The sequence below is a fragment of the Anoxybacillus sp. ST4 genome (assembly GCF_019448545.1).
GTDB lineage: Bacteria > Bacillota > Bacilli > Bacillales > Anoxybacillaceae > Anoxybacillus > Anoxybacillus pushchinoensis.
This window is the reverse complement of sequence record NZ_JAHZOE010000008.1, coordinates 17,718-30,475: the sequence shown is the minus strand read 5'-3', so window position 1 is coordinate 30,475 and position 12,758 is coordinate 17,718. Positions and strand designations below refer to the sequence as shown.

Here is a 12,758-nt window from a genome sequence, read left to right as displayed (position 1 = left end):
TCTATTGATCTAACGAATCGTAATCTTCTTTTGACGTCGGGCGCAACAATTGTGTCACACCTGTTTTTTCAAGTGCTTTCACAAGGGAATAAGCAAACAATCCAGAAATCACAATCGCCCCAACAAAGCGTGCGCCGATGAATAACGTTAAATTCCACCACGCTAATTGATCGATGTAACCTTTGTAAAAATCAAGCACGAGCGAAGCGATCGTCGAACCAATTGCTGCAAGCGATACAACTGCGACATCAAAACGTTTATAACGGAAAGCAGCAAACACAAGCTCAGCGAACAATCCTTGTACAAAGCCGTAAAACAACACTTCTAATCCCCATTCAGAACCAACTAAAAACTCCCCGGACGCAGCGGCAACTTCAGCAAGCAATGCCACACCCGGCTTACGAATGAGTAAATATGCGACTGTAGCGGCGATAAACCACATGCCATAAATGAGCTGATCGATATGAAGCCCGAGCGGCTTTACCGCATAGTAAAGCGGCCCCCACACTTTATACACAATACCAAATACAATTGCTATAACAACGGTCGTTAATACATCTGTTAATTTAAGCCCTTTCGTTTGCATGAACATTCTCCTTTCCAATTGGCCAATATTCTAATTTGTACGCCATCTCCCAAAATAAATACTCGTATTGACTGCTGATCCAAAAGTGTTGCTTCATTCGCTCACGTTCTTTCTCGCTCGCTGTTTTTGCGATGTCGTTTAACCGTGCAATTTGTTGCTCGACAAGCTGTTTAAACCAGTCGGAGCCGTACGCTTCAATCCATTTCGCATAAATCGGCTGCTTCGGTTTGCAATGCTTCAATCTCTCCCCGATTTCGTAATACAACCAATAGCACGGCAAAATGGCTGCCAATACATCGCCAAAGTGTCCCGCAAATGCTGCTCGGTACATGTGCGACGTGTAAGCATAAGCGGTTGGTGACGGAACAAACGACGCCTTTTCTTCCTCGGTAATATGAAGCTCTTTCATAAACGTCTCATGCAAACGAAGTTCAGCTTCATATGTGTTTTGCGCATGATTGGCCATGCTCGCTGTCGTTTGTAAATCGTCGGCCATCGCCCCGCCAAGCGCTTGCACTTTCGCAAAGTGTGTCAAATAATATGAATCTTGTAATACATAATAACGAAAACAACGTAAATCGAGCGTCCCTTCCCCTAACTCCTTCACAAACGGATGATGAAAGCTCGCCTCCCAAATCGGATCGACAGCTTTGCGCAATTGCTCTGAAAACAACATGTCCTCTCCCCCTTATGAAAAATAAAAAACCACTTTCTTTGCGCAAAGAAAGTGGTTAATAAACGATGGAATTTGATATAAAGACACACTTCGCACCGTTTCCACTTCCCTACGCTGGTATGATCCAGATCAGGTTCTAAGGGTCTCAAAGGCACACTTTGATCTCAGCCTATCTAAAGGCCCCCCTAGTGGAATGCATTTGCGTTATTGACTTTGTCACTAATATTAGCATATTTCACTCAATTGTCAAATATTTTTTATCCATCATTTGCGCACATCGTTTTCTTCCTGTATGCTAAAGTAGCGAATATATAGTCAGGAGTGGGAAACATGGCAAATGTTTTTTTAAAACGAAAGCGAAAAAAGCGGCTCGAACTTGGACATCCATGGGTGTTTCAAAGTGAAGTCGATTATATTGAAGGAGATTCTGAGCCGGGTGATTTCGTCAACGTATATAACCATCAACGTCATTTTTTAGCGAAAGGATATATCAATCCGAAATCACAAATGATCGTGCGCGTGTTGACGCAAAACCCAAATGATGAATTAAATGCACAATTTTTTATGAACCGTATTCGACAAGCATGGGCGTATCGCGAACGCATGATTCCTGGCGTCCGTTCATGCCGCGCCATTTATGGTGAAGCAGATTTTTTGCCTGGATTAATCGTTGATAAGTACGAGGATGTGCTTGTCGTACAAATTTTATCGCTCGGCATGGAAAAACGAAAAGAATGGATTTTACAAGCCCTTCTTGACGTTTTTCAACCGAAAGCTATTTATTTGCGCAACGACGTACACGTGCGTGAATTAGAAGGACTAAAACAAGAAAAAGGATTTTGGTACGGCACGTGCGACACAAACGTACAAATTGAGGAAAATGGCGTCAAATATATTGTCGATATTGAAAATGGACAAAAAACAGGATTTTTCTTCGATCAACGCCAAAATCGTGCCGCGATTCAACCGCTTATTACAAGCGAATCGACCGTGCTCGATTGCTTTACACATACAGGCTCATTTATGTTAAATGCTTGCTTATATGGAGCAAAACATGTTACTGCTGTCGATATTTCAGAACATGCCATTGAAACAGCAAAACGAAACGCCGCGCTAAACGGATTTACAAATGTACAGTTTGTCGTCGCAAACGCGTTTGATTATTTACGCGAATGCGTGCAAGAGGGAAAAAAATGGGACGTTGTCATCATTGACCCGCCGGCGTTTGCAAAATCTGCTCATGCGGTGCCGAAAGCGCTCGCCGGTTATAAAGACATTAACTTAAACGGCTTAAAACTTGTGAAAGATGGCGGCTTTTTCGTCACAGCAAGTTGTTCGTATCACGTGCATCCCGACATGTTTCAAGCTATGGTTGCCGAAGCGGCATTTGACGCAAAGAAAATTTTACGTCAAATTCATTGGAGCGGCGCAGGATACGACCATCCAAAACTGCTTGCCGCCGACGAGGGCGACTATTTAAAATTTGCCATTTACGAAGTGCATTCACGCAAATAAAACAGGTTGGGGCATCCTAACCTGTTTTAAAATGGACAAATTTTTGCGCACACATCGCGTAAAAATGAAGTATACTATAATTGAAAACGCTTTCTTTTTTGTGAGGTGGTTTCATGTGGCACTCAAAACAATTTGCCCAAAATGCTTTGGGAAAAAGAAAATAAAAATTTGTTTGTCGCTTTATAAAACATGCTCGTTTTGCAACGGAACAGGGAAAATTCAACAAACACCAACGAAGCGAATTAGTTAAAAAGCACTTCACACTAACCATTGATGTGAAGTGCTTTTCGCTTATGCTGCGGATTTTCGCTGCTTCGCTTTCGCTTGCGCTCGTAAAATTTTCACAGATAAATAAATACCTGTCCCGGTTAAGACGATAATCGCAAGCGCGGCGATATCGATCATGAGGCGGTTCCAAAGCCCCAGCTTTCCAACGTGAATTGCGCGCACGAAAGAAGCAAATTTATTCACTTCTTTTTTGACGACGGTGCCGTCTGGCGCAATCGTCACTAACGTCCCATCTTTGTCATTTAAACGCACCATATACATGCCGTGGTTCATCACTACTCCAACTTCATCCATTGAAAATGCACCTGATTCGCTCGCCTTTTTCACAGCGTCCATCATATTTAGCTGTTCGTGATGTGCGCCACCGTGAGCATGTTCATGACCGCCATGCGAATGTCCACCCATCCCCATTAACCAACGCTCTGTCAACAACAATCCTGTTATCGCTTCCAAAAGTAAAAATATAGAACAAATGAGTCCAATCCATAAATGCAAGTTGCGCGTTTTTTTCACACATACCCCTCCAACTTTTTTAAAATATGCGACTGTCATGAATGTACAAAAAATAGATGTGAAAAGTATGAAATGATTGTGAAATAAACGTGAAAATCCCCTTTTCCATATCGGAAAAGGGGATTTCATTATTTCATCACATATACTCGTGCTTCATATGGACGTAATGCAAAGCGCGTCGCATGCTTATGCGGTTTCACGTCGTAGTTTGTTAACATGAGTTGCTCGCTATTTAATTTCAATGAATCGTAGCGATACATCGTCTTTCGGTCTGTTAAGTTCACGATTACGACCGCTTTTTCATTACCCCATGTACGCGTGTACGCATAAATCGCTTTATGATTTTCTAATATTAAATCATACGTTCCGTACACAAATACATCGTGCTGTTTGCGAAGTTGAATCATTCGTTTGTAAAAATTGAGCACAGAGTTCGGGTCATTGATCTGCTTTTTGACGTTAATTTGTTTATAGTTCTCATTGACGCCAATCCACGGTGTTCCTGTCGTAAATCCGGCGTTTTCTTCATCCGACCATTGCATCGGTGTGCGTGAATTGTCGCGGCCGTTTTTCCAAATCCATTGCATCACTTCTTCATGTGAGCGCCCTTTGGCCCGCTCAATGCGATAATAGTTTTTTATCGCGACATCATCATACTCATCAATCGTTTCAAAACGAACATTCGTCATACCGATTTCTTGACCTTGATAAATAAACGGTGTTCCTTGCATAAGAAAATACAATGCCCCTAACGCTTTTGCACTTTCTACAAGATATGTTTCATCATTTCCCCACGTCGACACCGAGCGCGGCTGATCGTGGTTTTCAAGGAACAACGCGTTCCAGCCAATGCCTTCTAATCCTTTTTGCCATTTCGTTAAGACGCGCTTTAATTTACGAACATCGATGCCGCCGTCCGTCCCTTTTTGCCAAAGTCCTAAATGCTCAAATTGAAAAATCATATTAAAAATGCCGCGTTCTTCGCCGACCCAATCTTCAGCTTCTTCCACTGTCACACCGTTCGCTTCCCCGACTGTCATAATGTCATAACGCGCAAACGTTTGCGCTTTGAGCTCACGAAGATACTCCATAATCCCTTCTTGATTCATATGCCCATCAAATGACGGGACATAGTCAAGCCCTTTTGGGTTCGGTAAGTCGGGAAGCCCTTCTTTTTTCTTAATGTGCGAAATCGCATCAACACGGAAGCCGTCAATGCCTTTATCAAGCCACCAGTTAATCATATCATATAACGCTCGCCGAACATCTTCGTTTTCCCAGTTTAAATCTGGCTGTTTTGTCGCGAATACGTGCAAATAATATTGATCTGTTGCTTCATCGTATTCCCACGCTGAGCCGCCAAAAATGCTTTCCCAGTTGTTCGGCTCTTTTCCGTTTTTCCCGTCGCGCCAAATGTACCAGTCGCGTTTTGGATTGTCGCGTGACGAACGCGATTCAATAAACCACGGATGTTCATCGCTCGTATGGTTAATGACGAGATCTAAAATGACTTTCATGCCTCGCTTATGAATTTCTTCAAGCAGTTGATCGAAATCTTCCATCGTGCCAAACTGCTCCATAATATCTTGATAATCGCTAATATCGTAGCCGTTGTCGGCATTCGGCGATTTATAAATAGGGCAAATCCATATGACATCGATTCCAAGGTCTTTTAAATAATCAAGCTTCTGAATGATTCCTTGTAAGTCTCCGATCCCGTCTCCGTTTGAGTCCATGAAGCTTCTCGGATATATTTGATATGCAACCGCTTCTTTCCACCAAGCTCTTTTCACGTAAAAACCTCCTCAATCCATTCAAACTAAATCGCTTTCAATGATCTCTACTCTTTCATGTTAATACACAAACGCTCTCGTTAAAAGAGGAAGTTGCACTTTTTCATAAAAAATTTCGTTTTATGTGTGCAAACGGTTTACATACGAACAAAAATAAGCAACGATTGATCATCGTTGCCTATTGTATACTTATAATTTTATTCCATTTCATTCACTTTATTCGTCCGATTTGAAATTGTAATGCGACCGATAAACATCGCAAAAATAAAACCAATGCCAACAAAAATTAACCCGTATAAAAACACATCACTTAACGCATCAACAAGCGTCTGCTTCAATACAGGAACAAACATTTGTTGCAGTTGATATGGAATCGTTTTTAACGTATCTGGATTTAAAATGACCGAATATACGCTTTGTGGGTTTGATTCGACTAATTGCTGAAATGAATCCATCATCGCATGCGCTTTTGGCGGCAATTGCTCTAGCAGCGGAAGAAACTTCGCTTCTAATAAGTCTTTTGAGCGATGATTCATAATTGCACCTAACAACGTCGCTCCAAACGTTCCACCAATTTGTCGGAAAAATTGGCTTGATGACGTCACAATGCCAAGCTGCGATTTCGGAAACACTTCTTGCAATGCAAGGGTAATGACCGGATTGACAAATCCTAATCCGAAACCGAGCGTCGCCATAAAGGACATCGCCGTCCATTTATTCGTATGAACATCCATTGTTGACAGCAAGAAAAAGCCGAGTGCTACAAGCACCATCCCACCAATGACTTGCGGACGAACGCCTATTTTTTGTACAAGTCGCCCGCCGATCATGCTTGCAATAATGAGCGCAAACATCATTGGAAACATCATCGTTCCTGATTCAGATGGGCTCATGCCAATAATACCTTGCATAAAGAGCGGCACAAACATAATCGCTCCAAACATTCCGACAGACATAAAAAAGCCGACACTATTGAGCACAACAAACGTCTTATTTTTTAATAAATGAATCGGCATAATTGGCTCCTCAGCTTTACGTTCAACAAACACAAATAAACTGAAGAAAACGACCGAGCTAGCTAGTAAAGAAATGATTTGCCACGACAGCCAATCATATTTATCGCCACCAAACGTCAACGCCAACAATAAAGAAACAACTGCCACAACCATCGTAAACATGCCGACTAAATCGAGCTTCACTCGTTCAGCCATGCGTCGATTATGCAAACCAATAGAGATGAGCACAATCGCTAATATACCGACAGGGAGGTTAATGTAAAACACCCAGCGCCAATTTAACGAATCGACAATCCATCCACCCACTTGTGGCCCAAGAATAGATGCTAATCCAAATACGCCGCCAAACACACCTTGCCATTTTGCACGCTCTGCTCCTGTAAACAAATCGCCGATAACGATCATTGCCATCGGCATCATAATACCGCCGCCAATACCTTGAATAGCGCGGAAAATGATAAGTTGGGTCATCGTATTTGCCATGCCGCATAGCGCTGAACCGATAATAAAAATCGCTAATCCAGCAATATAGATCGACTTGCGTCCAAATAAGTCAGCGAGCTTCCCGGCAATCGGCACAATCGTTGTCGATGTGAGCATATAAGCGGTTGTCAACCATGCCATCATGCTCAATCCACCGAGTTCCCCAACGATGCGTGGCAACGCCGTCCCGACGATCGTCCCATCGAGTGCTCCAAACAACATCGCAACGAGTAATCCTGTAATTAAAATGCCCCGCTTTTGTTGTATATCGGCCATGCTTGCTTGTATCGCGGCCTGTTCTTTCATTTTAATCACTTCTCCTCTTTTTCGTTTGTCGCAACAATTTTTTCGATAATATGAACAAACTGTTCAAGCTCCTCAAGCTGTAATTGGCTTAAATAACGCTCAATAATTTTTCTCCGCTCTGCCCGTGCGTGCTGAAGCATATGCCTTCCCTTTTCAGACAGCTGAATATACACGACACGCCGATCTTCTTCATCTCGCTCTCGCAATACAAATCCGCTTTTATATAAGCGATCAATCATCGTTGTGATCGCGCTCGGTTTCACAAACATTTCGTCCGCTAATTCACTTACTGTACATTTCCCGCGCTTTGAAAGCAAATTTAAAATAAAAAACTGCGGTTTCGTTAAGCCGATTTCCTCCTTTGCTAAATCCGCGGCCAATTTACGAACGGCCAATGAAAACGCATGCTCTAATCTCTCAACGAGTACAGTAAACGGCGTCCGCTCCATACACACCCCACCTTTTTTAATGATATAAATATTTAACATAGTTAAATATATACGAAAGAAAATATAAAGTCAATGAATCATTCCTGACGTATCAAATGATCCGCTCGTTCATACATTGTCATAAGGAGGGAGTGCGATGAAACGAGATGAACAAAAAGCGTTAGAAAGAGCGATTGCGGAAATTACAGAAATTGCCGAAGGGTTTGGGCTTGATTTTTATGAAATGCGCTATGAAATTTGTCCTGCTGACATCATTTACACGTTCGGAGCATACGGGATGCCAACACGCTTTTCGCATTGGAGCTTTGGAAAACAATTTCATAAAATGAAACTTCACTATGACCTCGGATTAAGTAAAATTTATGAACTTGTTATTAACTCCGATCCGTGCTATGCATTTTTATTAAATACGAACACACTCATTCAAAATAAATTAATTGTCGCGCATGTCCTTGCCCATAGCGACTTTTTTAAAAATAACGTTCGCTTCAGCAATACGAAGCGGGATATGGTTGAAAGCATGGCAGCGACAGCGGAACGAATTAAACATTACGAACACGAATACGGGAAACAAGAAGTTGAAAAATTTTTAGATGCCGTATTAGCTATTCAAGAACATATTGACCCGTCGCTCCTGCGCCCGAAGCTTGCATGGACGTTAGCTGACACGGAAGTGTACGAAGAGGAGAACGAAACGCGCAAACCGTCCCCGTATGACGATTTATGGTCGCTTGATGAAAAGAAAAAAACACAGCCCGTTCGAAAAAAACGAAAAAAGTTTCCACCACATCCAGAAAAGGATTTGCTGCTATTTATCGAAGAATATAGCCGTGAACTTGACGAATGGCAGCGCGACATTTTGACGATGATGCGCGAAGAAATGCTTTATTTTTGGCCACAGCTTGAAACGAAAATTATGAACGAAGGCTGGGCATCATATTGGCATCAACGTATTTTGCGAGAAATGGATTTAACGAGTGACGAGGCGATTGAATTTGCTAAATTAAACGCCGGGGTTGTTCAACCTTCCCGCACCGGCATTAATCCATATTACTTAGGACTAAAAATTTTTGAAGATATCGAAAAACGGTGGGACAATCCGACCGAGGACATGAAAAAGCTTGGCGTCAAGCCAGGTTCAGGACGAGCAAAAATATTTGAAGTGCGCGAGCTAGAATCGGACATTTCGTTTTTACGCAACTATTTAACAAAAGAACTCGTCATGCGTGAAGATATGTATTTATTCCAAAAGCAAGGAAAAGACTATAAAATCGTTGATAAACATTGGGAACATGTGCGCGATCAGCTCGTGAACATGCGCGTCAACGGCGGCTTTCCATATATTACAGTCAACGATGGCGATTACATGCGCAACGGGGAGTTGTATTTAAAACATTGGTACGAAGGAATTGAACTTGACGTCAAATATTTAGAAAAAGTGCTTCCATACATTTATCAGCTTTGGGGGCGTGCCGTTCACATCGAAACGATCATCGAAAACAAAACGACGTTATTCACATACGACGGACGAAACGTACAGCGAAAATATATATGAGCTACTGAGGCATCAGTAGCTTTTTTGTTGAAACTTTTTTCTTTTTTTTCCGTACATACATATAAATAACAAGAAAGGTGGGTTTATATGGAGAAACGTTCTCTTACTGGCATCATCATCGGTACTATTTTAGGCATTTTTCTTCTCGTCATTGCCTTGACGTCATGGTACACCGTTGATGAGTCGGAACAAGCAATCATTTTAACATTCGGTAAAATTGATGAAGAAGTGAGTACACCCGGTCTACATTTTAAACTTCCTTGGCCTATTCAAAAAGTAGAAAAACTATCACGTGAAACGTTTAGTTTGCAGTTCGGGTACAAAGAAGAAAACGGAAAGGTTGTCGCCTCGAATCAAGGCGATACAAAAATGATTACAGGTGATGAAAATATTGTACTTGCCGATATGGTCGTGCAATGGAAAATTACTGACCCTGCAAAATTTCTTTACCGTTCATACGAGCCAGAGCAAATTTTGTACAATGCAACGTCTGCTTCTTTGCGCAGCGTCATCGGCAGTTCAAAAATTGATGATGCCTTGACGTCCGGCAAAGCAAAAATCGAGGCAGATGTGCGCGAGTCGCTGACCGCATTAATGAAAAAGTACGATATTGGCATTTCCATTTTAGCTGTCAAGCTACAAGACGTCGATTTACCAAACGATGAAGTGCGCAAAGCATTTACAAACGTTACTGATGCACGTGAAACGATGAACACAAAAATTAACGAAGCAAATAAATACCGCAACAAACGGACGAAAGAAGCCGAAGGGGAAAAAGACGCACTCATCTCCCAAGCGGAAGCAGATAAAGTGGCACGCATCGAAAAAGCACGCGGAGACGTCGCAAAATTTAACGCCTTATATGAAGAATACAAAAACGCAAAAGATATTACAAAACAACGGCTAATGATCGAAACGCTTGAACAAGTGTTGCCATACACGCGCATTTACATTATGAATGACGATGGGAATACACTAAAATATTTACCAATTCAACCGATCGAAAAACAAACGACAGAGAAAAAGGCAGAGAAAGGAAGTGGTAACGAATGACAAACTTCCAAAACGATCAAAACGTCATTTCATTTAAAGATAAAATGCCGACAAAATGGTTCCGCTTCATCATGAGCGGCGGCATTGGTCTCCTCCTGTTGATCGTTGCTTTAACAAACATATATATTGTCCATGAAAATGAATATAAAGTTGTACGCCAATTCGGTGAAATCGTTCGCATCGATCAAACACCAGGTTTACGGTTCAAAATTCCGTTCATTCAAACCGTCACATCGCTACCGAAAGCGCAAATTTTTTATGACGTTGCTGAAGCGGAAATTAACACAAAAGATAAAAAACGAATTCTTGTCAATCATTACGCTATTTGGGAAATTACAAATCCGAAAGAAATGATTCAAAATGCCCGCACATTAGAAAATGCAGAATCGAAAATGGATGAATTTATTTTCTCGATCGTTCGCACCGAACTTGGACGGTTAAATTATGATGAAATTATTAACGATGAAAAATCGTCGCGTGGTAGCTTAAACGATGAAGTAACAGCAAAAGTGAACGAGCTCTTGCAACAAGATCGTTATGGTATTCGCGTCGTTGATGTACGAATGAAGCGCATTGACTTGCCAGAAGAAAACGAACAATCTGTGTATAAACGAATGATTTCCGAACGCGAATCGAAAGCGCAAGAATATTTGTCGATGGGAGATGCGCAAAAACAACGTATTATCGCTCAAACAGACCGCGAAGTAAAAGAGATGCTCGCGAAAGCGCAAGCCGATGCAGAGCGCATTCGTGCATCGGGCGAACAAGAAGCGGCGCGCATTTATAACGAAACATTCGCAAAAGATCCTGAATTTTATTCCTTTTATCGCACGCTCGAGTCGTACAAAACAACGATTGGCGAAGATACAGTCGTCATTTTACCTGCCAATTCCCCATACGCCAAATGGTTGTTAGGGCAAACGCGCTGATCATTCAGCGCGTTTCATGTTTAAGTAGCCACGTTTTCATCTCTACTCCCCATGCATATCCACCGAGCTTTCCACCTGTACGTACAACGCGGTGACAAGGAACGATAATGGTCACCGGGTTATTGCCGACAGCATTTCCGACCGCTCGAACAGCTTTCGGGTTTCCAATTTGTTTAGCAATATGAGCATACGAAACCGTTTGTCCGTAAGGAATCGTCTGTAATGCTTCCCATACACGCATTTGGAATGGAGTACCAGTGAGCCGAAGCGGAACGGAAAAAGATGTGCGCTTTTTCTGAAAGTATTGCTCAAGTTCTTCGATACAACGCATGAAACAAGTTGGTACATTCTCCTTCTGCTCGCCACACCGTTCTACCACATCCACGCGTTCAATGCCTTCATTCGTTCCCGTTATTTGTAGCCAACCGATCGGTGATTCATAATATGCGACGTGTTTCCCCATGCCAACTCTCCTCTACCAAATCACACAACATTTACAGCGAAAAAAAAGGCCATCTTTTCATAAACTACATATAGCTCCTCACGATAAGGAGGGTTTGCGTTGCATACAGCCGATTATGATAAGGCGCTTTACTATACGTACCGATCTGAATGGGATCACTTGCTTATTCTTATGGTACGCACAAAAGACGATTTGCTTTCGAAAAAAATTGAACAGTTTCTTCATGCATATAACTTCGAAAAAGATTACACCGTCGTTCAAAAACGATTGAACGCCTTGTTGCGCTATATCGATCACGCGTTAGACGTATACGAACAAGAGCCGACATGGACGATGCAATACGATGATTAGAGCGAAAGGAATAAACTCCTTTCGCTTTCCTTATACGACTGGATATGTTTGAATAAGCGGATGCAATACAATTTCGTCAACCGTCATATGTTTTGGCGCGCTTGCCATATATACGACAGCCTGTGCAACGTCTTCTCCTTTTAGCCAATCCGCTTTTTCAGGCAAGCCTTGAGTCGAATTAGCGAAATATGTATCGACCATACCTGGATTAATCGTACCAACGCGAATGCCGTATGAACGCACTTCTTGTGCCACACTTCCTGAAAATCCTTGAACGGCATATTTTGTCGCAGTATATGCCGAACCATTTGCAATCGTGTAGCGGCCGACATCGGATGAAATTGTAATAATCGTGCCGGAACGTTGTTTTTTCATGTGTGGAAGTACAGCTTTCGTCCCGATAAACACACCTTGTACATTCACTTCAAATAGACGTCTCCACTCCTCGACTGTCGTTTCTTCCACAGGCTTAAATACACCAATGCCTGCATTATTCACAAGCAAATCAATGCGGCCAAATGTGGCAACAGTTTCCGCGACGACCTCGTTCATTTGTTGTTCATTAGATACGTCCGCTTGAAATGTTTTTGCCTCTTTCAACTGTTCGCCAACACGATGAATATCGGATGAACTCCCGATTAATACAAGTTTCATTCCTTGCTTAGCCAACGCATGTGCGATTGCCAAACCGATGCCGCGTGACGCCCCCGTCACAATCGCAACCTGCCCTTGTAACATGTTGAACACATCCTTTCTATGTTGTCGCTTTTATGTTACCCTCA

General features: G+C 42.2%; 13 protein-coding genes and 1 riboswitch. Of the genes, 5 read left to right on the top strand and 8 right to left on the bottom strand.

The window, feature by feature from the left end; translation table 11 throughout:
- Position 1 precedes the first annotated feature (1 nt).
- Together K1I44_RS07325 and tenA are read right to left on the bottom strand one after the other, a co-directional pair.
- Positions 2-592 carry an ECF transporter S component gene (locus K1I44_RS07325; RefSeq protein WP_003395672.1) on the bottom strand — a complete coding sequence of 197 codons (591 nt, stop codon included), beginning with the start codon at positions 590-592 and terminating at the stop codon, positions 2-4.
- Positions 567-1,262: a thiaminase II gene (tenA, locus tag K1I44_RS07320; RefSeq protein WP_003395674.1), complete on the bottom strand. Its 696-nt coding sequence runs from the start codon at positions 1,260-1,262 to the stop codon at positions 567-569. Before tenA ends, K1I44_RS07325 begins: the two co-directional genes overlap by 26 nt.
- An 89-nt stretch (positions 1,263-1,351) precedes the next feature.
- A riboswitch (TPP riboswitch) is annotated at positions 1,352-1,459 on the bottom strand.
- A 133-nt stretch (positions 1,460-1,592) separates the two neighbouring features.
- Between tenA and K1I44_RS07315 the strand changes: the two genes are divergently transcribed.
- Positions 1,593-2,777, top strand: coding sequence for a class I SAM-dependent rRNA methyltransferase (locus K1I44_RS07315; protein WP_219985754.1), 1,185 nt, complete (start codon positions 1,593-1,595; stop codon positions 2,775-2,777).
- 291 nt (positions 2,778-3,068) lie between these two features.
- On the opposite strand, the gene K1I44_RS07310 is transcribed toward K1I44_RS07315, so the two are convergent.
- From K1I44_RS07310 to K1I44_RS07295, 4 genes are all read right to left on the bottom strand, one after another.
- Positions 3,069-3,578, bottom strand: coding sequence for a PepSY-associated TM helix domain-containing protein (locus K1I44_RS07310; RefSeq protein WP_219985753.1), 510 nt, complete (start codon positions 3,576-3,578; stop codon positions 3,069-3,071).
- 128 nt (positions 3,579-3,706) lie between these two features.
- Entirely contained in the window at positions 3,707-5,371 is a 1,665-nt protein-coding gene (locus K1I44_RS07305; RefSeq protein WP_219985752.1) for a glycoside hydrolase family 13 protein, read from the bottom strand.
- Between the two features lie 197 nt (positions 5,372-5,568).
- Positions 5,569-7,176 carry an MDR family MFS transporter gene (locus tag K1I44_RS07300; RefSeq protein WP_219985751.1) on the bottom strand — a complete coding sequence of 536 codons (1,608 nt, stop codon included), beginning with the start codon at positions 7,174-7,176 and terminating at the stop codon, positions 5,569-5,571.
- A gap of 5 nt (positions 7,177-7,181) precedes the next feature.
- On the bottom strand, positions 7,182-7,625 hold the full coding sequence (locus tag K1I44_RS07295) for a MarR family winged helix-turn-helix transcriptional regulator (protein WP_003399017.1): 444 nt from the start codon (positions 7,623-7,625) through the stop codon (positions 7,182-7,184).
- A 136-nt stretch (positions 7,626-7,761) separates the two neighbouring features.
- Here K1I44_RS07295 and K1I44_RS07290 point away from each other — a divergent pair, with 136 nt between their 5' ends.
- From K1I44_RS07290 to hflC, 3 genes are all read left to right on the top strand, one after another.
- Positions 7,762-9,180, top strand: coding sequence for a SpoVR family protein (locus tag K1I44_RS07290; protein WP_003399016.1), 1,419 nt, complete (start codon positions 7,762-7,764; stop codon positions 9,178-9,180).
- Positions 9,181-9,267: 87 nt separating this feature from the next.
- Positions 9,268-10,233: an FtsH protease activity modulator HflK gene (gene hflK, locus K1I44_RS07285; protein ID WP_219985750.1), complete on the top strand. Its 966-nt coding sequence runs from the start codon at positions 9,268-9,270 to the stop codon at positions 10,231-10,233.
- On the top strand, positions 10,230-11,162 hold the full coding sequence (gene hflC, locus K1I44_RS07280) for a protease modulator HflC (protein ID WP_003399011.1): 933 nt from the start codon (positions 10,230-10,232) through the stop codon (positions 11,160-11,162). Before hflK ends, hflC begins: the two co-directional genes overlap by 4 nt.
- 4 nt (positions 11,163-11,166) lie before the next feature.
- On the opposite strand, the gene K1I44_RS07275 is transcribed toward hflC, so the two are convergent.
- Positions 11,167-11,625, bottom strand: a complete 459-nt coding sequence (locus tag K1I44_RS07275; RefSeq protein ID WP_003399010.1) for a methylated-DNA--[protein]-cysteine S-methyltransferase — start codon at positions 11,623-11,625, stop codon at positions 11,167-11,169.
- 99 nt (positions 11,626-11,724) lie between these two features.
- On the opposite strand from K1I44_RS07275, the gene K1I44_RS07270 reads away from it, so the two are divergent.
- A complete protein-coding gene (locus K1I44_RS07270; protein ID WP_003399009.1) occupies positions 11,725-11,976 on the top strand; it encodes a YhdB family protein in 252 nt (83 codons plus the stop codon).
- A 30-nt stretch (positions 11,977-12,006) separates the two neighbouring features.
- Here K1I44_RS07270 and K1I44_RS07265 read toward each other — a convergent pair whose 3' ends face one another.
- Positions 12,007-12,714 (bottom strand): SDR family oxidoreductase, encoded by a 708-nt coding sequence (locus K1I44_RS07265; protein ID WP_219985749.1) that lies wholly within the window; start codon positions 12,712-12,714, stop codon positions 12,007-12,009.
- Positions 12,715-12,758: the final 44 nt, after the last annotated feature.